The 22,746-nt window shown below is 72.9% G+C and carries 20 protein-coding genes; 13 read left to right on the top strand and 7 right to left on the bottom strand.

The features are described from left to right. The first annotated feature begins 251 nt into the window (after positions 1-251). From ACIP8Z_RS12845 to ACIP8Z_RS12825, 5 genes are all read left to right on the top strand, one after another. Positions 252-1,094: a nitrilase-related carbon-nitrogen hydrolase gene (locus tag ACIP8Z_RS12845; protein ID WP_319313248.1), complete on the top strand. Its 843-nt coding sequence runs from the start codon at positions 252-254 to the stop codon at positions 1,092-1,094. Continuing rightward, a complete protein-coding gene (locus ACIP8Z_RS12840) occupies positions 1,091-2,371 on the top strand; it encodes an aspartate aminotransferase family protein (protein WP_402082254.1) in 1,281 nt (426 codons plus the stop codon). The genes ACIP8Z_RS12845 and ACIP8Z_RS12840 overlap by 4 nt, the downstream gene beginning before the upstream one ends. 98 nt (positions 2,372-2,469) lie before the next feature. Next, a complete protein-coding gene (gene hydA, locus ACIP8Z_RS12835) occupies positions 2,470-3,873 on the top strand; it encodes a dihydropyrimidinase (RefSeq protein WP_402082251.1) in 1,404 nt (467 codons plus the stop codon). Positions 3,874-3,883: 10 nt separating this feature from the next. Then, positions 3,884-4,897, top strand: a complete 1,014-nt coding sequence (locus ACIP8Z_RS12830) for a TIGR03842 family LLM class F420-dependent oxidoreductase (protein WP_402082245.1) — start codon at positions 3,884-3,886, stop codon at positions 4,895-4,897. Between the two features lie 441 nt (positions 4,898-5,338). Then, positions 5,339-6,895 (top strand): NCS1 family nucleobase:cation symporter-1, encoded by a 1,557-nt coding sequence (locus ACIP8Z_RS12825; RefSeq protein WP_402082242.1) that lies wholly within the window; start codon positions 5,339-5,341, stop codon positions 6,893-6,895. Here the strand turns inward: ACIP8Z_RS12825 and ACIP8Z_RS12820 are convergent. From ACIP8Z_RS12820 to ACIP8Z_RS12810, 3 genes are all read right to left on the bottom strand, one after another. Then, positions 6,852-7,661, bottom strand: a complete 810-nt coding sequence (locus tag ACIP8Z_RS12820) for a serine protease (protein ID WP_402082240.1) — start codon at positions 7,659-7,661, stop codon at positions 6,852-6,854. The two genes, ACIP8Z_RS12825 and ACIP8Z_RS12820, sit on opposite strands and share 44 nt — an antisense overlap. A 197-nt stretch (positions 7,662-7,858) precedes the next feature. Continuing rightward, positions 7,859-8,746, bottom strand: a complete 888-nt coding sequence (locus ACIP8Z_RS12815; protein ID WP_402082238.1) for a hypothetical protein — start codon at positions 8,744-8,746, stop codon at positions 7,859-7,861. A 78-nt stretch (positions 8,747-8,824) separates the two neighbouring features. Beyond that, a complete protein-coding gene (locus ACIP8Z_RS12810) occupies positions 8,825-9,892 on the bottom strand; it encodes a biotin/lipoate A/B protein ligase family protein (RefSeq protein WP_402082235.1) in 1,068 nt (355 codons plus the stop codon). A gap of 112 nt (positions 9,893-10,004) precedes the next feature. On the opposite strand from ACIP8Z_RS12810, the gene ACIP8Z_RS12805 reads away from it, so the two are divergent. The 6 genes from ACIP8Z_RS12805 (at position 10,005) to ACIP8Z_RS12780 (ending at position 16,078) form a co-directional block, all read left to right on the top strand. After that, on the top strand, positions 10,005-10,841 hold the full coding sequence (locus ACIP8Z_RS12805) for an inositol monophosphatase family protein (RefSeq protein WP_402082233.1): 837 nt from the start codon (positions 10,005-10,007) through the stop codon (positions 10,839-10,841). Between the two features lie 72 nt (positions 10,842-10,913). After that, a complete protein-coding gene (locus ACIP8Z_RS12800) occupies positions 10,914-12,341 on the top strand; it encodes a phytoene desaturase family protein (protein WP_402082376.1) in 1,428 nt (475 codons plus the stop codon). Between the two features lie 9 nt (positions 12,342-12,350). After that, complete coding sequence (locus ACIP8Z_RS12795) at positions 12,351-12,971, top strand: L-threonylcarbamoyladenylate synthase (RefSeq protein ID WP_319313268.1); 621 nt, start codon at positions 12,351-12,353, stop codon at positions 12,969-12,971. Between the two features lie 205 nt (positions 12,972-13,176). Further along, a complete protein-coding gene (locus ACIP8Z_RS12790) occupies positions 13,177-13,938 on the top strand; it encodes a metallophosphoesterase (RefSeq protein WP_402082230.1) in 762 nt (253 codons plus the stop codon). Positions 13,939-14,083: 145 nt separating this feature from the next. Next, positions 14,084-15,568, top strand: coding sequence for an AlkA N-terminal domain-containing protein (locus ACIP8Z_RS12785; RefSeq protein ID WP_402082227.1), 1,485 nt, complete (start codon positions 14,084-14,086; stop codon positions 15,566-15,568). A gap of 6 nt (positions 15,569-15,574) precedes the next feature. After that, positions 15,575-16,078: a methylated-DNA--[protein]-cysteine S-methyltransferase gene (locus ACIP8Z_RS12780; protein WP_402082224.1), complete on the top strand. Its 504-nt coding sequence runs from the start codon at positions 15,575-15,577 to the stop codon at positions 16,076-16,078. Here the strand turns inward: ACIP8Z_RS12780 and ACIP8Z_RS12775 are convergent. Continuing rightward, a complete protein-coding gene (locus ACIP8Z_RS12775; RefSeq protein ID WP_402082222.1) occupies positions 16,075-16,794 on the bottom strand; it encodes an SIR2 family NAD-dependent protein deacylase in 720 nt (239 codons plus the stop codon). The genes ACIP8Z_RS12780 and ACIP8Z_RS12775 overlap by 4 nt on opposite strands. A gap of 64 nt (positions 16,795-16,858) precedes the next feature. Here ACIP8Z_RS12775 and ACIP8Z_RS12770 point away from each other — a divergent pair, with 64 nt between their 5' ends. After that, complete coding sequence (locus ACIP8Z_RS12770; RefSeq protein WP_402082220.1) at positions 16,859-17,062, top strand: DUF2191 domain-containing protein; 204 nt, start codon at positions 16,859-16,861, stop codon at positions 17,060-17,062. Positions 17,063-17,068: 6 nt separating this feature from the next. Here ACIP8Z_RS12770 and ACIP8Z_RS12765 read toward each other — a convergent pair whose 3' ends face one another. After that, entirely contained in the window at positions 17,069-18,193 is a 1,125-nt protein-coding gene (locus tag ACIP8Z_RS12765; RefSeq protein ID WP_402082218.1) for an ADP-ribosylglycohydrolase family protein, read from the bottom strand. Between the two features lie 66 nt (positions 18,194-18,259). After that, entirely contained in the window at positions 18,260-19,963 is a 1,704-nt protein-coding gene (locus ACIP8Z_RS12760) for a BCCT family transporter (RefSeq protein WP_402082215.1), read from the bottom strand. 112 nt (positions 19,964-20,075) lie between these two features. On the opposite strand from ACIP8Z_RS12760, the gene ACIP8Z_RS12755 reads away from it, so the two are divergent. After that, complete coding sequence (locus ACIP8Z_RS12755) at positions 20,076-21,227, top strand: glycerate kinase (protein ID WP_402082212.1); 1,152 nt, start codon at positions 20,076-20,078, stop codon at positions 21,225-21,227. Positions 21,228-21,524: 297 nt separating this feature from the next. On the opposite strand, the gene ACIP8Z_RS12750 is transcribed toward ACIP8Z_RS12755, so the two are convergent. Next, the gene (locus tag ACIP8Z_RS12750) at positions 21,525-22,724 is read right to left on the bottom strand and encodes a PucR family transcriptional regulator (RefSeq protein WP_402082210.1); all 1,200 of its coding nucleotides are present in this window, start codon (positions 22,722-22,724) and stop codon (positions 21,525-21,527) included. Positions 22,725-22,746 lie beyond the last annotated feature (22 nt).

Raw genomic sequence — 22,746 nt, 5'->3', positions numbered from 1 at the left:
GGCTCCCCGCACACGGGCCCGGAATCCGGCCCCGCGCGGGAGGCCCCCGCCTGCGCGTCTCCGTCATGCCCGGACGTGCCGGTACGTGTCGGTACGTGTCCGACGTGGACCACTCGGGTATGAAACATGATCGACCCCGCCGCTTCCCGGCGGCGGTCTTGCTCCGAGGTGTGACGGGGCTTACGTTCTCCTCCTACGCACCGCGTCTACGTGCGTAGAGGCTCTCTGACGCCGTGCCGAAGGAGCAGATCATGACCGACGTCGTACGCGCCGCGCTCGTCCAGGCGACCTGGACCGGCGACACCGAATCCATGATCGCCAAACACGAGGAGTACGCCCGGGAGGCCGCCCGTCAGGGTGCCAAGGTGATCGGCTTCCAGGAGGTGTTCAACGCCCCCTACTTCTGCCAGGTCCAGGAGCCCGAGCACTACCGGTGGGCCGAGCCCGTCCCCGACGGCCCCACCGTCAGCCGGATGCGGGACCTCGCCCGGGAGACCGGGATGGTGATCGTGGTGCCCGTCTTCGAGGTCGAGAGCGAGGGCTTCTACTACAACACCGCCGCCGTGATCGACGCCGACGGCAGTTACCTCGGCAAGTACCGCAAGCACCACATCCCCCAGGTCAAGGGGTTCTGGGAGAAGTACTACTTCCGCCCGGGGAACGCCGGCTGGCCGGTCTTCGACACCGCCGTCGGCCGCGTCGGCGTCTACATCTGCTACGACCGGCACTTCCCCGAGGGCTGGCGCCAACTCGGGCTCAACGGAGCACAGTTGGTCTACAACCCCTCGGCCACCCACCGCGGTCTCTCCTCCTACCTCTGGCAGCTGGAACAGCCCGCCGCGGCCGTCGCCAACGAGTACTTCGTCGCCGCCATCAACCGCGTCGGCGTCGAGGAGTACGGCGACAACGACTTCTACGGCACGAGCTACTTCGTCGACCCGCGCGGGCGGTTCGTCGGCGAGGTCGCCTCCGACAAGACCGAGGAACTCCTCGTCCGCGACCTCGACTTCGGTCTCATCGAGGAGGTGCGCCAGCAATGGGCGTTCTACCGGGACCGGCGCCCCGACGCGTACGACGGGCTGGTGCAGCCGTGAGCAGTCTCTTCGACCGGCACAAGGCCGTCATCCCCGACTGGGTCGCCCTCTACTACAAGGACCCGATCGAGATCACCCACGGCGAGGGCCGCCACGTCTGGGACGCCGACGGACGCCGGTACCTCGACTTCTTCGGCGGCATCCTCACCACCATGACCGCCCACGCCCTGCCCGAGGTCACCAAGGCCGTCGCCGAGCAGGCCGGGCGGATCATCCACTCCTCGACGCTCTACCTCAACCGCCCGATGGTGGAGCTCGCCGAGCGGATCGCCGGACTCTCCGGCATCCCCGACGCCCGCGTCTTCTTCACCACCTCCGGCACCGAGGCCAACGACACGGCGCTGCTCCTCGCGACCGCGTACCGCCGGTCGAACCAGATCCTCGCCATGCGGAACAGCTACCACGGCCGCTCCTTCTCCACCGTCGGCATCACCGGCAACCGCGCCTGGTCGCCCACCAGCCTCTCTCCGCTGCAGACCCTGTACGTCCACGGCGGCGTCCGGACCCGCGGTCCGTACGCCCAGTACACCGACGAGCGGTTCATCGAGGCCTGCGTCGCCGACCTGGAGGACCTCCTCGGCCACACGCGGGACGTCGCCGCGCTCATCGCCGAACCCGTCCAGGGCGTCGGTGGCTTCACCGCCCCGCCCGACGGCCTGTACGCCGCCTTCCGCCGGGTCCTCGACCGGCACGGCATCCTGTGGATCTCCGACGAGGTGCAGACCGGCTGGGGCCGTACCGGCGACCACTTCTGGGGCTGGCAGGCGCACGGTCAGGCCGGGCCGCCCGACATCCTCACCTTCGCCAAGGGCATCGGCAACGGCATGTCCGTCGGCGGAGTCGTCGCCCGCGCCGACATCATGAACTGTGTCGACGCCAACTCCATCTCCACCTTCGGTGGTTCGCCCATCACCATGGCCGCCGGCCTCGCCAACCTCTCGTACCTCCTGGAGCACGACCTCCAGGGCAACGCGCGCCGGGTCGGCGGTCTGCTCATCGAGCGGATCAGAGCCGCCTGCGCCGGAGTCGAGGCGGTGCGGGAGGTCCGCGGCCGCGGCCTGATGATCGGCATCGAGCTGACCGAGCCGGGCACCGAGCGGGCGAACCCGGACGCGGCCGCCACCGTCCTGGAGGCCGCCCGTGAGAACGGCCTGCTGATCGGCAAGGGCGGCGGCCACAACACCAGCACCCTGCGCATCGCGCCACCGCTCTCGCTCACCGTCGCCGAGGCGGAGGAGGGCGCGGCGATGCTCGAAGCGGCCCTGCGCGAGCTGTAGCCGCCCCCGCGTACCGAGCCGCCGCGCCCCGCCGTACCGCGAGCCACACCGTCCCGCCGTATCGAGATCGTCCCGCCGTATCGAGCAGGGAGAGTCCCGTGAGCATCCGAACCGTCATCCGGGGCGGCCTCGTCGTCACCGCCGCCGACGAACTCCACGCCGACGTGCTGATCGAGGACGGCCGCGTGGTCGCCCTCGTGGCCCACGGCTCCGACGCGGCGGGCGCCTGGACCGCCGACCGGACGATCGACGCCACCGACCGCTATGTGCTGCCCGGTGGCGTCGACGCCCACACCCACATGGAGCTGCCCTTCGGCGGCACCTCCGCCTCCGACACCTTCGAGACCGGCACCCGCGCCGCCGCCTGGGGCGGCACCACCACCATCGTCGACTTCGCCGTGCAGAGCGTCGGCCACAGCCTGCGCGAGGGTCTCGACACCTGGTACGCCAAGGCCGACGGCAACTGCGCGATCGACTACGCGTTCCACATGATCCTCTCCGACGTCAACGAGCACACGCTCAAGGAGATGGACCGGCTCGTCCAGGAGGGCATCACCTCCTTCAAGCTCTTCATGGCCTACCCCGGCGTCTTCTACAGCGACGACGGCAAGATCCTGCGGGCCATGCAGCGCTCCGCCGACAACGGCGGACTGATCATGATGCACGCCGAGAACGGCATCGCCATCGACGTCCTCGTCGAGCAGGCCCTCGCCCGCGGCGAGACGGACCCCCGCTACCACGGGGAGGTCCGCAAGGCCCTCCTGGAGGCGGAGGCCACCCACCGGGCGATCCAGCTCGCCCGCGTGGCGGGCGCGCCGCTGTACGTCGTGCACGTCTCGGCGGAGGAGGCGGTCGCCGAGATCGCGACCGCCCGCGACAAGGGGCTGCCCGTCTTCGGCGAGACCTGTCCCCAGTACCTGTTCCTCTCCACCGACAACCTCGCGGAGCCGGGCTTCGAGGGCGCGAAGTACGTGTGCAGCACCCCGCTCCGGCCGAAGGAGCACCAGGCGGCGCTCTGGCGCGGACTGCGCACCAACGACCTCCAGGTGGTCTCCACCGACCACTGCCCGTTCTGCTTCGTCGGTCAGAAGGACCTCGGCCGCGGCGACTTCTCCAAGATCCCCAACGGGCTCCCCGGGGTGGAGAACCGCATGGACCTCCTCCACCAGGCCGTCGTCGACGGGCACATCTCGCGGCGCCGCTGGATCGAGATCGCCTGCGCGACGCCGGCCCGCATGTTCGGCCTGTACCCGCAGAAGGGCACGATCGCCCCGGGTGCCGACGCCGACGTCGTGATCTACGACCCGCACGCCGTGCAGACCCTGTCCGCCGAGACCCACCACATGAACGTCGACTACTCGGCGTACGAGGGGAAGACGGTCACCGGCCAGGTCGAGACCGTCCTCTCCCGCGGCGAGATCGTCATCGACCAGCGCAAGTACGTCGGCCACGCCGGTCACGGCACCTTCGTGCCGCGTTCCACCTGCCAGTACCTGAACTAGGAGAGCGACGTTGGATTTTGGACTCGTCCTGCAGACCGACCCGCCGGCGTCGCAGGTCGTCGGGCTGATGCGCCGGGCGGAGCGCAACGGCTTCCGCTACGGCTGGACCTTCGACTCCGCCGTCCTGTGGCAGGAACCCTTCGTCATCTACAGCCAGATCCTCGAACACACCACCAAGCTGCACGTGGGCCCGATGGTGACCAACCCCGGGACCCGTACGTGGGAGGTGACCGCCTCCACCTTCGCCACGCTCAACGACATGTTCGGCAACCGGACCGTCTGCGGCATCGGCCGCGGCGACTCGGCGATGCGCGTCGCCGGACGCCGGCCGAACACCCTGGCCCGCCTCGGCGAGGCCATCGACGTCATCCGTGACCTCGCCGAGGGGCGCGAGGCGCAGGTCGACGGCAACCCGGTCCGGATCCCCTGGATCAAGAACGGCAGGCTGCCGGTGTGGATGGCGGCGTACGGCCCGAAGGCGCTGGCCCTCGCCGGACAGAAGGCCGACGGCTTCATCCTCCAGCTCGCCGACCCCTTCCTCACCGAATGGATGGTCAAGGCGGTCCGCCAGGCCGCCACGGACGCCGGCCGCGACCCCGACGCGCTCACCATCTGCGTGGCCGCGCCCGCCTACGTCACCGCCGACGACTCCCCGGAAGCCCTGGCGCACGCCCGCGAGCAGTGCCGCTGGTTCGGCGGCATGGTCGGCAACCACGTCGCCGACCTGGTCGCCAAGTACGGCGAGCACTCCGACATGGTCCCGGAGGAGCTCACCGCGTACATCAAGGACCGGCACGGCTACGACTACTCCCACCACGGCCGCGCGGGGAACCCCGACACCCAGTTCGTGCCCGACGAGATCGTCGACCGCTTCTGCCTCCTGGGCCCGGCCGAGGCCCACATCGAGAAGCTGCGGCGGCTGCGGCAGATGGGCGTGGACCAGTTCGCCGTGTACGCCATGCACGACGCGAAGGAGACGACGATCGACGCCTACGGCTCCGAGGTCGTCCCGGCCTTCCGCTGACCCGCGACCCCGCCCCGCGCCGCCGGGCGGTCACGACGGTCGGCACCGAGGGCGACGGACCGGCCTGGTGCGGGCCCGGGAGGAGACGCGGGCGGCGGGCGGGCGGCCCGGGCTCGCCGCCGTCGAGGCACCGTCCGGCGGGGAGCCGCAGCGGCCGGCGGGCGACGCCGCGCCCAAGGAGCACGCGCCCGGCGACGCCTCCCGCCTCCCCGCTGGACGGCCATCTCCCCGTACGGGGAGGGTCCTAGGCGCCCGGCGGCGTCCGACGTGGTGCCGGGGGTCTACCCGCGTCGCACGCCGAGTGGAAGAATCGGTCCCCCACTCAACGGCTGCACGTGGTCCTTGACGGACCGCGACGGAGCCGATCCGGCATGGCACCCCTCGCCCCTCCCCGGGCGACACCTCGTTCCGTCCTCCCCGCCGAACGAAGGGTTCCTCCGTATGACCGCAACCGTCCCCCCGGAAAGATCCGCTGGCCCCTCCGCACCCGCCGCACCCGCCGCACCCGGCGGCCGCGTCGAACTCGCCCCCGGCACCGCCCCCGACGACCCCCGGTTCGTCAACGAGGACCTGCTCCCCGTCCCCGTCGCCCAACGCCGCTGGACCACCTACAACTTCGCCGCCCTCTGGGTCGGCATGGCCCACAACATCCCCTCCTGGATGCTCGCCTCCGGTCTCGTCGCCCTCGGCATGGACTGGAAGCAGGCGGTGCTCACCATCGCCCTCGCCAACGTCGTCGTCCTGCTTCCGATGCTGCTCACCGGGCATGCCGGACCCAAGTACGGCATCCCCTTCCCCGTCCTCGCCCGCGCCTCCTTCGGCCTGCGCGGAGCGAACCTGCCCGCCCTCGTCCGGGCCGGGGTCGCCTGCGCCTGGTTCGGCATCCAGACCTGGATCGGCGGCCAGGGCATCTTCGTCCTGCTCGACAAGGTCTTCGGCGGCGGCTGGGCCGACGCGTCGAGGATCGGCGGCCAGCCCTGGACCCTCTGGCTCTGCTTCGCCCTCTTCTGGGCCCTCGAACTCGCCATCATCTACCGGGGGATGGAGGCCCTGCGCCGCTTCGAGAACTGGGCCGCGCCCTTCGTCATCGTCGGCGCGCTCGTGCTCCTCGGCTGGATCGCCGTCAAGGCCGGCGGCCTCGGCCCCCTGCTCGACCAGCCGTCGAAGCTCGGCTGGGGCGCCGACTTCTGGCCCGTCTTCTTCCCCGCCCTCATGGGCATGATCGCCTTCTGGGCGACGCTCAGCCTCAACATCCCCGACTTCACCCGCTTCGGCGCCGGCCAGCGCGCCCAGGTCCTGGGCCAGTCCCTCGGACTCCCCACCACCATGACCCTGTTCGCGCTGCTCTCGGTGCTCGTCACCTCCGGCTCGCAGGCCGTGTACGGGGCGCCCGTCTGGGATCCGGTGGCACTCGCCGCCAAGACCGACAACGTCTTCGGACTGCTCTTCGCCCTGGTGACCGTCCTGGTCGCCACCCTGTCGGTGAACATCGCGGCGAACGTCGTCTCCCCGGCGTACGACCTCGCCCACCTCGCCCCGAAGCTGATCGACTTCCGTACGGGCGCGCTGATCACCGGAGTCGTCGGCGTGCTCATCATGCCGTGGAAGCTCACCGCCACCCCCGAGCTGTACATCTTCACCTGGCTCGGTCTGGTCGGCGGCCTCCTCGGTACGGTCGCGGGCATCCTGATCGCCGACTACTGGCTCGTCCGCCGTACCGTCCTCGACCTGGCGGGGCTCTACCGGGCCGACGGACCGTACTGGTACCGGGGCGGCTGGAACCCGGCGGCCGTGCTCGCCTTCCTGGTCGGCGGCGTCCTCGCCGTCGGCGGCTCCCACTCGGCCCCGGGCACAGGCCCCTTCCCCGAGGACGGGCTGATCCCCTTCCTGAAACCCCTGTCCGACTACGGCTGGGCCGTCGGCCTCGCCGCCTCGCTGCTCCTCTACACCGCCCTCATGAGGCGCGGGGCAGGCCGGTCGTCCGCTCGATCCAGCTGAGATAGGAGCGCACGCGGGTGTTCACGGCGGGGGTGTCGGTGGCGCACTCCTTGCCGTAGGACACCAGACCGACGACGTACGGCCGCCCCCGGACCACCCGGACCAGGGGGCCGCCGGAGTCGTACTGGCAGGTGTCCCGCCCGGGGGCGTACGTGCAGATCTGGGTGGGGGCGATCTGCGCCATGCCCCGGCTCGCGCAGGCCGAGTTGGTCATGGTGGAGAGGGCCACGGTCCGCAGCACGTCGGACGTGCGCCCGCCGAACGAGGTCGTGCCCCAGCCCGGCACCTCGACCTGGGTGCCGTCGACGCTGCCGGGGGCGGACGTCACGGGCAGTCCGATCGGGCGCACGTCGCGGTTGAGGGCGAGCGGCCCGGCGAGCTCGACCAGGGCGATGTCGTTCCGCTGGGTGCCGGGGTCGTACTCCGGATGCGGGAAGAAGCGTGCCGGCGAGGCCAGGACGGCGTGGGGGCTGTCGGACCCGGTCGTCAAGTCGTGGTCGCCGAGCAGGACGCCCACCCGCGTGGGATCGCTGTACGAGCCCGTCAGACAGTGGGCGGCGGTGAGGACGTACCGGTCGCCGATCAGCGCCCCACCGCACATCACCCGCCGTTCGAGGACGTCCACGAGTCCCGCCATGAACGGGTACTGGTGGGGCCGCGCCTCCTGCCCGCCGACCACCGCCTGCGCGGGCGGCGCGATGCCGAGGGGGCTCACCGAGAGCACCGCGCCCACGACCGCCGCAAGGAACCTCTTCGTCCGTGCCACCTGATCTCCGTACCGTCGACGCCATGTGCGCGGGCCGCCGCTGTGCGGAGACGTTTCCGCACGTCCGCCGCACGCCGTTCCGGCCCGCATGGGCTCAACGACGCGGGCCGGATGGGGTCACCTGCTCGCGGGGCCGGACCCGTGACCGACGCGGTGACCGGTGCGTCGGTGGCCGGGTGACGCGGCGACCGGACGGGTCAGCGGTCGGCGTCCGGGGCCCAGCCGGGGACGTGCGTCGCCGCGGCCGCGTCCCAGGCCGCGGCCCCGCCCGGGAAGGGCCAGGCCAGGGTGCGGTCGTACCCGCCGATGATCGCGGTCAGGTCGTCGGCGAGACTGCGGCTCTGGTGCGCGATCCGCGACGCGGCGAGCGGCCCCTCCAGGGCGGCGACCCGCTTCTCGTACTCCTCCACGGGACGGGCGGAGAGGAGCGCCACCCACGTGGCGTCCACGACCGCCCGCGAAAGGATCAGCACCTTCGGGCGCCCGCCCTCCGCGAGCGCCGCCGTCACGCGGTCGTGACCGTCGAGCACGACGGGGGAGTTGAGCCCGCTGATCCACCAGGCGAACACCGGCGGCAGGACACCCTCCCGGTACTGCCGGCGGTACGCCTTCACCCGCGGCGCCTCGGGGGCCGACAGCGCCCGCAGCGGCAGCAGGTCGCGCGCGTCCTCCACCGGATCCCCGTATCCGAACCAGGTCAGATGCCCCCGGTCCGGGTCGTGGGCCAGGAGCTTGGGCCAGTTGACGGCCTTGAACCACCGGTGGACGTCCGGGAGCAGCAGCCACTCGCCCGCGTGGAGCGGGCCCTCGGCGGCCCCGCGCAGCTCAGCCTCCGCGTGCGCGGCCCAGCGCTTCCACCACTCCGGCGATCCCGGCTCCGCGAACTCCGCGACCGCACGCGCCCGTTCGGCCCTGAGCGGGGCGAGTGGGGAGGAGTACCGGCCGGTGCGCGCGTAGTGCAGGCCATGGTGGGTGGCCCGCTGCCGGGCGAAGAGCACGGGGGCATCACCCTGCATCAGGACCAGCCGCCGCCCGTCGGCGCACTCCATCCGCAACCCCGGCTTCACCGGCCCCTCGACGCGCATGCCGTCACCCTACGTGGTGGGTTCGCGCGCGGGGCGCGGGGCCCGGGAGGCGTCCCCCCCGGGGGTCCCGCGTCGCGGCTACGGCACCCGCCCCGTCCACTCCGCCGTCCCGAACTTCGTCTCCGCGAGCTGCTTCGCCCGCGTCAGCTCGTCCTCCGTGACATGGCCCTCCGACAGGCCGTAGCGGCTCCGGAAGGAGGCGATCATCCGCTCGATCACCGTCTCGCGCGGCAGCCCGGTCTGGCGCCGCAGCGGGTCCACCCGCTTCTTCGCGCTCTTCGTGCCCTTGTCGGAGAGCTTCTCGCGGCCGATCCGCAGCACCTCCGTCATCTTGTCGGCGTCGATGTCGTACGCCATCGTCACGTGGTGCAGGACCGCCCCGTGCCCCGTCACCATCCGCTTCTGCGCCGCGCCCGCGATCTTTCCCGCGTCCGTGGCGATGTCGTTGAGCGGCTGGTACCAGGCGCGGATGCCCATGTCGCCGAGCGCGCCGAGCACCCAGTCGTCGAGGTAGGCGTAGCTGTCGGTGAAGGACAGCCCCTGCACGAGGGCGTCGGGCACGGAGAGCGAGTACGTGATCGTGTTGCCGGGCTCGATGAACATGGCCCCGCCGCCGCTGATCCGGCGCACCACCTGGATGCCGTGCCGCTCGGCCGCCTCCGGGTCGACCTCGTTGCGCAGGGACTGGAAGCTGCCGATGACCACCGCGGGGGCGCCCCACTCCCAGACCCGCAGGGTCGGCGGCCGCCGGCCGGCGGCCACCTCGGTGGTGATCACCTCGTCGAGCGCCATGTGCAGGGCGGGGGACTGCGGCGGCTCGTGGATCAGCTGCCAGTCGTAGTCGGTCCAGTCCGTGGCGTGGGCGAGCGCCCGGCGGACCGCGACCCCGACGCCCTCCGAGGTCAGCCCGAACATCTGCGTGCCCGGTGGCAGCGCCGCGTCGATCCGCGTCGCGAGCGCGGACGCGTCGGTGTCGACCGGCGCGCCCTCCAGGGAGCGGTCGATCGCCAGGATCGCCTCGTCCGGTTCGAGGAAGAAGTCGCCCGCGACCCGGACGTTCCGCAGGACCCCGTCCTCGGCGTCGAGGTCGACGACCACCAGCTTGCCGCCGGGAACCTTGTACTCACCGTGGTACGCGCCGTGCACGGAACCCTCCCTGTATGTAAGGGGTGAACTCGGCCAAAGGGTACTCCCCCGGGAAACAGAGGGTGACGAATCAGGCGGTCCGGTTGTCAGCGCCGCGTGCTTAGCTGGACGCATGAGCGAAGAGTTCCTTGACCTTGTCCTGGCCGGCCGTACGACCGAGGTGGAGGAGGCGGTCCGCAAGGCGGCCGCCGCCGAGATCATGCCGCGCTTCCGGCAGCTCGCCGCCGACGACATCGTCGAGAAGAACGGTCCGCACGACCTGGTCACCGTCGCCGACCGGGCCGCCGAGGCGCACCTCACGGAGTCTCTGACCGCCCTGCTTCCCGGCTCGGTGGTGGTCGGCGAGGAGGCGGTCCACGCCGACCCCGCCGTCTACGACGCCCTGCGCGGCGACGCCCCCGTCTGGATCGTCGACCCCGTCGACGGCACCCGCCAGTTCGTCCACGGCGACCCCGGCTTCTGCACCCTCGTCGCGCTCGCCCGGCACGGCGAGCTGCTCGCCTCCTGGACGTACGCACCCGCGCTCGACGAGTTCGCCGTGGCCGTACGGGGCCGTGGCGCCACGCTCAACGGGCAGCCGCTGCACGCCGGTTCGCCCGCCCCCGGTGAGGTCCTGGAGGTCGCCACCTCGCACCCCGACTACACCACCCCGGACCAGAAGCGGGCCCTGCTCGGCCTGGTCACCGAGGGTGTCGCCCCCCGGCCCTGCGGCTCCGCGGGACTGGAGTACCTGGCCGTGGCGCGCGGCGCGCTCTCCGCCACGGCGTTCTCCTGGGAGTACGCGTGGGACCACGCGGCCGGGCTGCTCCTCGTCACCGAGGCGGGCGGGACGCACGCGACCGTCGCGGGCGAGCCCTTCACGATCACCGGCGGGAACGCCCTGCCGTTCACCGCGGCCCGGGACGCGGCGACCGCCGACCGGATCCTCACCCTCCTCAGGGGGCAGTGAGGGCCCCGGAACCACCGGCCTATCCTGGGAGCCTTGGCCATCGGCTGACGAAGGAGTCCGAAGGTGTCGAAGGTGACGTCGATGCTCGATGCCGTCGTCGTGGGGGCGGGGCCCAACGGACTGACCGCCGCCGTCGAACTGGCCCGCCGTGGCTTCTCCGTGGCCGTCTTCGAGGCGAAGCCGACCGTCGGCGGGGGCGCCAGGACCGAGGAGCTCACCCTCCCCGGCTTCCGCCACGACCCGTGCTCCGCGGTGCATCCCCTCGGGGCCGGCTCGCCGGTCTTCGGGACGATGCCCCTGAAGCGGTACGGACTTGAGTGGCTCCACCCCGAACTGCCCATGGCCCACCCCTGGGACGACGGCACCGCCGCCGTCCTCGCCCGCTCCGTCGCCGAGACCGCCGCCTCCTTCGGGCCGCGCGACGCGGGCGCGTACCGCAGGCTCGTCGCCCCCTTTGCCGGCAAGTGGGACACCCTCGCCCGGGACTTCATGCAGCTGCCGCTCACGGCGCTGCCCCGCGACCCGGTCACCCTGGCCCGCTTCGGCCTCGCCGGACTGCCGCCGGCCACCTGGCTGATGCGCCGCTTCCAGGACGAGAAGGCGCGGGGCCTGTTCGCCGGGCTCGTCGCCCATGTCATGGCCCCGCTCGGCGGATTCGCCACCGGCGCCGTCGGCCTGGTCTTCGCGCTCGCCGCCCACGCCGGCGGCTGGCCCGTGCCCCGGGGCGGCTCGCAGTCGATCTCCGACGCCCTCGCCGCGTACCTCAAGGACCTCGGCGGCGCCGTCCACACCGACTTCGAGGTCAAGCGGCTCGACGACCTGCCGCCCGCCCGCGCCTACGTCTTCGACACCTCACCCACGGCCCTCGCCCGGATCGCCGGCTTCGGAAGCCACTACGACCACTACCGGTACGGCGCCGCCGCCTTCAAGATCGACTACGCCCTGGACGGCCCCGTCCCCTGGACCGCGGAGGCGGCCCGGCGCGCCGGAACCGTGCAGATCGGCCCCACCGCCGGCGAGATCGACAGCGCCCTGCACCAGGCCTCCAGCGGCACCGCGCCCGACGTGCCCTTCCTCATCACCGCCCAGCCCAGCGTCGTCGACGCCTCCCGCGCCCCCGAGGGCAAGCAGGTGTTCTGGGCGTACGGCCATGTGCCGAACGGCTGGCAGGGCGACCTCACCGACGCCATCGAGCGCCAGATCGAGCGCTTCGCCCCCGGCTTCCGCGACCGCGTCCTGGCCCGCGCCACCGCGGGACCGCCCCAACTCGCCGAGCGCAACGCCAACTACGTCGGCGGCGACATCGCCTGCGGCGCCGCCCGCGGCCTCCAGCTGGTGCTGCGCCCCACCCTCTCGCTCCGCCCCTACGCCACCCCGCACCCGGCGGTCTTCCTCTGCTCCTCCGCCACCCCGCCCGGGCCCGGCGTGCACGGCATGTCCGGGCACAACGCGGCGAAGGCCGTCTGGCGCCTGCTGCGCCCCTCCGCCCGGGAAAATTAGACTGCCCTCATGGCGAAGTACTTCGACGTGCACCCCGACAACCCCCAGCCGCGCACCATCGGCACGGTGGCCGACAGCATCCGGAACGGTGCGCTCGTCGCGTACCCGACCGACTCCTGCTACGCGCTGGGCAGCCGACTCGGAAGCAAGGACGGCATCAGCCGCATCCGGGCGATCCGCGACCTCGACGACCGGCATCACTTCACGCTCATGTGCCAGAACTTCGCCCAGCTGGGCCAGCTCGTGCACATCGACAACGACGTCTTCCGCGCGGTCAAGGCGGCGACCCCCGGCCCGTACACCTTCATCCTGCCCGCGACGAAGGAGGTGCCCAGGGCGCTCCTCCACCCCAAGAAGAAGACGGTCGGCGTCCGCATCCCCGACCACGTCGTCACCCAGGCCCTCCTCACCGAGCTCGGTGAACCCCTGCTCTCCAGCACGCTGCTGCTGCCCGACGAGGCGGAGCCGCTGACGCAGGGCTGGGAGATCAAGGAGCGGCTCGACCACCTCGTGGACGCGGTCCTCGACTCCGGCGAGTGCGGAACCGAACCCACCACCGTCGTCGACTTCTCCGGCGGCGAGCCCGAGATCCTGCGCCGCGGCGCGGGGGACACCACGCGGTTCGAGTAGCGGACACGCCGCGTGCGGGCCGCCGCTCAGGGCGAAGCCGCCGAGCGGTCGAGACCGTCGGACAGGGCGCGGTGCCCGCTCAGGGCGAGGCCGTCGCGCAGGGCGAGCGGGCCACGGCTCACGAAGCGGCCCTTACGGCACGGACCGCGATCACCGTACGGTCGGGTGGGCATCCGCCCGCCCGACCGACGGAGGACCGAGGCACGTGATCGTCATCGCTCATGTCAGCGACATCCATGTCGACCTGGAGCAGCGCAGCGCCGACCGCACCCGCGCGGTCATGCGCTACCTGGAGGAACTGCCGTACGACCTGGCGGCCGTCGTCGTCACCGGCGACATCGCCGACCACGCGACCCCGGACGAATACGCCCTCGTACGCGAGCTGTTGACGTCCCGTCACCCCCTGCTCGTCTGCCCGGGGAACCACGACGACCGCGCCGTCCTGCGGAAGGTGCTCCTCCCCGGGACGACAGGAACGCGCCCGTACGCCCCCGTCAACCAGGTGCTCCGGGGCGAGGGCTTCGTGATCGCCCTCTGCGACTCCTCCGTGCCCGGCAAGCACGACGGATACCTGGAGGACGAGACCCTGGAGTGGCTGGACGGCGTCCTCGACGCCACCCCACGCGACGTACCCGTCCTCGTCGGCTTCCATCACCCGCCGGTCCCGCTGCACACCCCGTACGTCGACGAGATCAGGCAGTTCGGCGAGGAGCGGCTGGCCGCGCTCGCCGACCGCCACCCGCACCTGACCGCCTTCCTCGCGGGCCATGTCCACACCGCCGCCGCGACGACCTTCGCTGGGCGCCCGCTGCTCGTCGCACCCGGGGTCGTCTCCTCGATCCGCCTCCCCTGGGAGCGCCCGGTGACGCATCCGCACATCCACCTCGACCAGCCGCCCGCGCTCGCCTTCCACGTCCTCGGGGACGACGGCAGGCTGACCACCCACTACCGGTCGGTCGCGGTCTGACCTCGTCGGGCGGCTCCCGGCCGGTCGCGGCCCGACCCTGCCGGGGGCGACCAGCCGGGGGCCACCCGGGCCGGACCTCGGGCACAGCGACGTCCATGTCGTTTTCTCGCCAGCCCGCGAGCCGTCCGTCCACGATCCTGGACGCATGCACACCGACACCGAGCGCTGCGTACGGGCCGTCCAGTCGAAGGACGCCCGCTTCGACGGCGTGTTCTTCACCGCCGTCCGCACCACCCGGATCTACTGCCGGCCCAGCTGCCCGGTCGTCCCGCCCAAGCCCGAGAACATGGAGTTCCACGCCAGCGCCGCCTCCTGCCAGCGCGCCGGATTCCGGGCCTGCAAACGGTGCCGGCCCGACACCAGCCCCGGCTCGCCCGAGTGGAACGTCCGCGCCGACGCCGTCGCCCGCGCCGTCCGCCTCATCCAGGACGGCGTCGTCGACCGGGAGGGCGTCCCCGGGCTCGCCCGGCGGCTCGGCTGGTCCACCCGCCAGATCGAGCGCCAGCTCCTCGCCGAGCTGGGCGCGGGACCCCTCGCCCTGGCCCGCGCCCAGCGCGCCCAGACCGCCCGGGTCCTCATCGAGACGACCCCGATGCCGTTCGGCGAGATCGCCTTCGCGGCCGGTTTCGCCTCGATCCGCACCTTCAACGACACCGTCCGCGAGGTCTTCGCCCTCACCCCGGGCGAGCTCCGCGCCCGCGCCGCCCGCCCCGCCGCCGACCGGGCACCCACCCCCGGGGTGATCAGCCTCCGGCTGCCGTTCCGCACCCCGCTGGAACCCTCCAACCTCTTCGGCCACCTCGCCGCGACCGCCGTCCCCGGCGTGGAGGAGTGGCGCGACGGCGCCTACCGCCGGACCCTCGCCCTCCCGTACGGGCACGGCATCGTCGCCCTCGCGCCCCGCGCCGACCACATCGCCTGCCGGCTCTCCCTCACCGACCCCCGCGACCTCACCCACGCCATCAGCCGGTGCCGCCGGCTCCTCGACCTCGACGCCGACCCCGTCGCCGTCGACGAGCGACTGCGCGCCGACCCGCGGCTCGCGCCGATCGTCGACGCCGCCTCCGGCCGCCGGGTGCCCGGGACCGTCGACCCCGCCGAGTTCGCCGTCCGGGCCGTCCTCGGCCAGCAGGTCTCCACCGCCGCCGCCCGCACCCACGCCGCCCGGCTCGTCACCGCGCACGGCACACGGGTCGACGACCCCGAGGGCGGCCTCACCCACCTCTTCCCGGGCCCCGAGGCGCTCGCCGCCCTCGACCCCGAGACCCTGGCCCTGCCCCGCAGCCGCCGCACCACCCTCCTCACCCTGGTCGGCGCGCTCGCCGACGGCTCCCTCACCCTCGGCCCCGCCGACGACCGCGAGGAGGCCCGCGCCCGGCTGCTCGCCCTGCCCGGATTCGGCCCCTGGACCACCGAGATCATCGCCATGCGCGCCCTCGGTGACCCGGACGCCTTCCTCCCCGGCGACCTCGGCGTCCGCCGCGCCGCCGAGGGACTCGGCCTCCCCGGCACCCCGGCCGCCCTCACCGCCCGCGCGGCGCACTGGCGCCCCTGGCGCGCGTACGCCGTCCAGTACCTCTGGGCGACCGACGACCACCCGATCAACCACCTGCCCAGCGAAGGACACTGAACCGCCATGGCCCCCATCGTCACGCACACCGTCATGGACAGCCCGTACGAGCCGCTGACCCTCGTCGCCGTCGACGGCGTCCTCAGCCGCGTCCACATGACCGGGCAGCGCCACCGCCCCCCGGAGGAGACCTTCGGCGAGCCCGACCCGCGCCCCTTCCGGGAGGCGATCCGCCAGCTCGACGCCTACTTCGCGGGTGAACTCACCGAGTTCGACCTGCCGTTGAACCTGATCGGGACCCCGTTCCAGCTGCGGGTCTGGGAGGGGCTGCTGCGCATCCCGTACGGGGAGACCCGGACCTACGGCGAACTCGCCGAGGAACTCGGCAACCCGAGCGCCTCCCGGGCTGTGGGCCTCGCCAACGGCAAGAACCCCGTCAGCGTCATCGTCCCCTGCCACCGGGTGATCGGCGCCGGCGGCGGCCTCACCGGCTACGGCGGCGGGCTCGACCGCAAGCAGCGGCTGCTCGCCTTCGAGTCGGGTGCGGCGGAACCGGCCGCTCTCTTCTAGCGCAGCCGGTCCAGGAGTGCCGGCAGCGCCGTGCCGATCGGCTCGCGCACGACCTCGTCGGCGACGGCGTCGTACGGGGTGGGCTCGGCGTTCACGATGATCAGCCGGGCGCCGTGCTCGGCCGCGATCCCCGCGAGGGAGGCCGCCGGCTGGACCTGGAGGCTGCTGCCGACCACGACGAACACCTCCGTGGCCTTCGCGATCGACATGGCGTCGCCGAGCACCACCGGGTCGAGCCGCTGCCCGAACATCACCGTCGCCGACTTCAGGATCCCGCCGCACGCCCGGCACGCCGGGTCGTCCTCACCGGCCCGTACCCGGTCGAGAGCCTCCTCCATCGTCGAGCGCGTGTGGCAGGCCGTGCACACCACCGACCGCGCCGAGCCGTGGAGTTCGAGGACCTTCCGTGCGGACACCCCGGCTGCCTGGTGCAGTCCGTCCACGTTCTGCGTGATCACCCGCAGCGGGTTGCGGCTCGTCCGCTCGTACGCGGCGATCGCGCGGTGCGCCACGTTCGGCTCGGCGCTCAGCACCGGACCGTCGAGCCGCATCCGCCACGAGCGGCGGCGGATCTCCGGATCGGCCATGTACGGCCCGTACGTGACGAGCCGCTCGGCCTCGGGGTCCTTCCGCCACACGCCGTTCGGCCCCCGGTAGTCGGGGATGCCCGAGTCGGTGGAGATACCGGCGCCACTGAAGATCGCGACCATCGTCATACGACGACCCTAGGCACCACCGAACCGCTCCCGCGAGCGGGTTTCCCGGTGCTAGGTTCCCGCCATGGCCAAGGTGAACATCGGTCTCGACGCCGAACTCGTCGTGGAAGTCATGGTTCTGGCCGGCATCGGCAACCCCCAGGACGCCGTCGAGGCGGTCGTCCGCGACTACATCGCCCGCGGCCACCGTACCGAGGCCCGGGCCGTCAGCCGCGACGAGGCCGGGCGCACCGGCGAGGCCGTCCCGCCGGAACCGCCGCAGGGCTGACGGCGGTCAGGCGGACTCGGCCAACCGCACCGTGCGCTCGGCGAGTTCACGGATCCCGACCCCGTCGAAGCCGAAGACGGCGCTGCGCACCCGGTCCCGCAGCGGCTCCGACCATCGCGGCGGGATCGCCGCCGCCCCGCACCTCACCCCCGCCACCGAACCGGCCGTCGCGCCGTTGGAGTCCGTGTCCAGGCCGCCGCGCACCGTGAGCGCGATCGTGCGGGTGAAGTCCCCCTCGCCGTACAGAAGTCCGGCGGACAGCACGGCCGCGTTGGGGACGGTGTGGATCCAGCCGAGCCCCGCCGTCCGCTCCGCCTGCGTGGCCAGCGTCGCCGGCCAGTCGAGGCCCGCCTCGTGCAGCGCCATCGTGTCCCGTACGGTCCGGGCGAGCCGGCAGCTCGCCGGGATCCGCTCCAGGGACGTCTCCAGGGCGGACCGGACGTCCGGTGCGGTGAACGCCGCCGCGATCAGGGCCGCCGCCCACATCGCCCCGTACACCCCGTTCCCGGTGTGCGAGAGGACCGCGTCGCGCCGGGCGAGCGAGGCGGCGCGGCGCGGATCCCCCGGGCAGGTCCATCCGTACACGTCGGCCCTGATCAGCGCGCCGATCCACTCCTGGTACGGATTGTCGTACGTCGCCGTCAGCGGCGGCCGCAGCCCGTTGGCGAGGTTCCGGTACGCGGCCCGCTCGGCGGTGAAGGTCTGGAGGTACGGCATACGCAGCAGCCACTCCTGACCCACCTGCTCGGTCGTGAAGGCGGAGCCGTACGTCTCCAGGACGCGCAGCCCCAGGATCGTCCAGTCGATGTCGTCGTCCCGGCAACTGCCGTCGATCCCGCCGCGCACGCACCGCCGCCATTCGGGCCTCAGCTCGAAACCGGTGGCGCCGGGCGGCGGGGGCGGCAGGTAGTCGGTCAGCGGGAGCGCGTCGGTGAGCCGCAGATAGGCGTCGATGCGCTCCCGGGTCCAGTGCTCACCCTGCTCCACGGGCTTCCCCAGCATGTTCCCGGCGATCCGGCCGGTCCAGCCGCCCAGGACACGGTCCGCGAGCTCCGCACGGGGGAGTGCCCCCTGCGGGCTTTCCCCCTGTGTGCGTTTCCCGTGCGCGCGTTCCCCGGGTGTCAGGCCCATACCTCCGGTGTACCGAACCGGGCGGCCGCCCGCGCGCCGGAGCCCGGCCCGGTCGGCGCCGAGGGGTCAGCGCCGAGGGGTGCCCGTGCCCTCCGGCGGATCCGTGTCCGTGCGGGCCTTCGCCGCCCGCAGCGGCCGGTGGTGAGGGTCGCCGCCCCGCTCCGTCATCGCCTCGCCGACCAGGGTCCGCACCGCGTCCCGCAGACCGTGCAGGGCGTGGTGCCGGGCCGGGCCCGCGCCGGGGTCCTCGCGCAGCTCCTTCAGGAGCGCCCAGCACAGCACCAGCATCACGACCACGAACGGCAGCGCCACCAGGATCGTCGCCGTCTGGAGCGACTTCAGACCGCCCACCACGAGCAGCACCGCCGCCACGGCGGCCATCAGGACGCCCCAGGTCACCACCAGCCAGGTCGGCGGGTTCAGCGAGCCCCGGCTCGTCAGCGAACCCATCACCAGCGAGGCCGAGTCCGCGCTGGTGATGAAGTACGTCATCACCAGGAGCATCGCCACGACCGAGGTGACCGTGCCGATCGGCAGCGCCTCCAGCATCGCGAACAGCGAGGCCTCCGCCCCGTCCTTCATCGCCGTCGCCAGGTCCGCCGCGCCGGTGGACTCCAGCCGGATCGCCGTGCCGCCCATCACGCAGAACCAGACCACCGTCGCCCCGGACGGCACGAGCAGCACGCCCACCAGGAACTCCCGGATCGTGCGGCCGCGCGAGATCCGGGCGATGAAGGTGCCGACGAACGGCGCCCAGGACAGCCACCACGCCCAGTAGAAGATCGTCCAGGCCCCGAGCCACTTACGGTCGGTGAACGCGCCCGTACGGCTCGCCATCGGCAGCAGCTCGTGCAGATAGCCGCCGACGGAGGCGGGGATCGTGTCCAGGATGTAGACGGTCGGGCCGAGCAGGAAGACGAACAGCATCAGACAGCCCGCGAGGACGATGTTGATCGTGGACAGCCACTTCACGCCCTTGTGGAGACCGGAGAAGGCCGACAGGACGAAGGCCCCGGAGAGCGACACGATGATGATCAGCTGGGTGGCGGTGGAGTCCTTCACGTCCATCGTCAGGTTCAGGCCCTCGGACACCTGGAGGGCGCCGAGCCCCAGGCTCGTCGCCGTGCCGAACACCGTCGCGAACACCGCGAGCAGATCGATCGCCTTGCCCTGCCAGGAATCCGCCCGACGCGACCCGATCAGCGGCACGAACGCGGAGCTCAGCCGGTTGCCGCGGCCCTTGCGGAAACCCGCGTAGGCCAGCGCGAGGCCGGCGATGCCGTAGATCGCCCAGGGCGTCAGCGTCCAGTGGAAGAACGAGTACTCCAGAGCCGTACGGGCGGCGGGCCCGGTCCCCGCCGGGACGCCGGTCGCCGGGGGAGGGCTCAGGAAGTGCGTGAGCGGTTCCCCGACCCCGTAGAACATCAGGCCGATTCCCATGCCCGCGCTGAACATCATCGCGATCCACGCCACGTTCGTGAACTCGGGCTCCGAGTCGTCCGCACCCAGCCGGATCCGGCCGAAACGGCTCAGCGCGATCACCACGCACAGCACCAGGAACGTGTCGGCGGCGACCACGAACAGCCAGGCGAAGTTGTCGAGCACCCACCGCAGGGCCGACGACGAGGCACGGTCGAAGGAGTCCTCACCGAGGGCCGCCCAGGCGACGACGGCCACCACCGCCGCCATCCCGATGCCGATGACCTTGCCGTCGGGTGCGTGCCGTTCCTGCTGCTCCTGCGGGGGCCGGTCGATCGGTTCCGTACTCATGCGACCCCACTATGGTGCGAAATATCAGGCGATCCGGGGGTGGCACGCCGTCCGGCGGTACGGATAGGGTCGGCCTCGGCGCGACTGCACGTTCGAAAGCAAGGGATGCAAGGTGACGGACGGGGCAGCAACTCAGGTCGCTCACGTGCTCGTGGCGGCCGACAAGTTCAAGGGCTCGCTCACGGCCGTGCAGGTCGCGGAGCGGGTCACAGCAGGACTGCGACGGGTGGTCCCGGAGCTCACGGTGGAGACCCTGCCCGTCGCGGACGGCGGCGACGGCACCGTCGCGGCCGCGGTCGCGGCCGGATTCGAACGCCGCGAGGTCCTGGTGACGGGGCCGCTCGGCGAGCAGGTCACCGCCGCGTTCGCGCTGCGCGACACCACCGCGGTCGTCGAGATGGCCGAGGCCTCCGGGCTCCAGCTCCTCCCCGACGGCGTCTTCGCCCCGCTGACCGCGACCACGTACGGCTCCGGTGAACTGCTCCGCGCGGCGCTCGACGCCGGCGCGACCACCGTCGTCTTCGGCGTCGGCGGCAGCGCCACCACCGACGGCGGCGCCGGCATGCTCGCCGCGCTCGGCGCCCGCTTCCTCGACGCGTCCGGCGCGCCCGTGGGCCCCGGTGGCGCGACCCTCGCCGACCTCGCCACCGCCGACCTCACCGGCCTCGACCCCCGCTTCGCCTCGGTCGACCTGATCCTCGCCAGCGACGTCGACAACCCGCTCACCGGGCCCAAGGGCGCCCCCGCGGTCTACGGGCCGCAGAAGGGCGCCACGCCCGACGACGTCCGGACCCTGGACGCGGCCCTCGCCCACTTCGCCACCGTCCTGGAGAAGGCCATCGGCCCCAAGGCCGCCGAGGCGGCCGTCGCCCCCGGCGCGGGCGGCGCGGGCGGCATCGGCTACGGCGCGCTCATCCTCGGCGCGAGCTTCCGGCCCGGCATCGAGCTGATGCTGGAGGTCCTCGGCTTCGCTCCCGCCCTGGAGCGCGCGACCCTGGTCATCACCGGCGAGGGCTCCCTCGACGAGCAGACGCTGCACGGCAAGGCGCCGGCCGGCGTCGCGGCGGCGGCGCGCGCGGCGGGCAAGGAGGTCGTCGCGGTCTGCGGCCGCCTGGCCCTCCCGCCGGAGGCGCTGGGCAAGGCGGGCATCCGCCGGGCGTACGCGCTGTCGGCGCTGGAGCCGGACCCGGCGACGTCGATGGCGAACGCGGGCCCGCTCCTGGAAGAAGCGTCGGCGAACATCGCCCGAGACTTCCTGAAGTAACCCGCCCCCGCGCCGCGCGCTGTCGTGGCCACCAGCTCCGCCGGGCCGACGCCCCCTCGTTGTGGGCGCCGGTCCCGCTGGGGCGCTACCCCCCGCGCCTGCCGCAGCTCCACTGGGGCGGTGCCCACCCCCGCGCCCGCTGCCGCCCCCTCGTTGTGGGCATCTGTTCCGCTGGGGCGTGGGGGTCCCCCCCGGACGGAGTCTTGGGGAGGGACGATTGCCCACACGGGGGCGGCGGCATCGCACCGCCGGGGCGCGGGTCCGTACGGGGTTACGGCCACCCACGGCCGGGGGCGCCTAGCTCGGTGACGTCAGGCGGAACGCGTCCAGCGCCAGCGTCATCTCCGTCAGGTCCCGCGGCCGCGACAGAGACCGCGCCGTCAGCTGCTCCAAGCGCCGCAGCCGGTTGAAGACCGTGTTCCGGTGGCAGTACAGCCGGCCCGCCGCCCGCCCCGCCGACCCCTCGCACTCCAGCCACGCGTCCAGCGTCTCCAGGAGCACCGCCCGGTCCGCCGGGTCCAGTTCCAGCAGCCCGCCCAGGACGTCCGAGACCAGCAGGCTCGCCACCTCCGGCTGGGCCACCACCAGCGCGCCCGCCATCCGCCGGTCGAGCCGTACGATCTCGCGGCTCCCCGGCGGGCACGTCCGCAGCGCCAGCTCGGCGAGCCGCCGCGCCCGGCCCAGCTCGGTCAGCCCCACCACCACCGGACTGATCCCGCCCGGACCCGGGCACCGCCCGTCGAGGAGTTCCGACAGCGCGTCCAGACCGGTGTCCCCGGCGAGCGCCACCACCCCCAGCTCGCAGTCGGCCCCCATCCGCCACAGGAACCGCACGCCCTCGCCCTGCACCTGCCGGTGGAACAGCTCGCGTTCCTCCCGCCGGTCGTAGCGCAGGACGACCACCGCGTACCGCCCCTGCTCCGGCAGGTCCAGGCCCGCCGCCGCCCGCGCCACCAGCTCGGGCGACCGCCGGCCCTGGAGCAGCGCGTCGAGGAGCGCCTGGAGCTGCTCGTCCGTGCGGCGGCGCAGTTCGAGCTCCGTCGTCCGGTACGCCTCCGACGCCGTGTCCGCCTGCGCGTCCACCGCCGACCACACCGTCGTCGCCGACTGCATCAGCGCCGCCAACTGCGCCGTGTCCGTCCCGGCGCCCTCGATCAGCGCGTCCCAGACGAGATGCCCGGCGTGCCGGTAGGCGTGCACGACCAGTTCGAGCGGCATGCCCTGCGCGGCCCGCCGCCGGCCCATCGCGTCCGCGTGTTCCAGGTCCCGCCGGGGGGAGCTCCGGGGCGCCGAGATCATCTCGATCCCGATGCGTATCGCCTCCTCGGCCTCCTGCCAGTGCTGGTCGTACGGCAGGATCCGCCCGTAGGCGGGCTCGTACGCGTGGAGTTCCCTCAGATGCTCGTCCACCAGCTCCGGCACCCGCCCAAGAAGCGCCGTGCACGCCTGAGCGAGCACCTTCCAGTCGTCACCGGTCCGCCGTCTGCGCCGTCCCATGCCCGGAGGATCCACCGCCCCG

Origin of the sequence: Streptomyces sp. NPDC088553 (assembly GCF_044752965.1) — a bacterium.
GTDB lineage: Bacteria > Actinomycetota > Actinomycetes > Streptomycetales > Streptomycetaceae > Streptomyces.
This window is presented reverse-complemented; position numbering and strand designations above follow the sequence as displayed.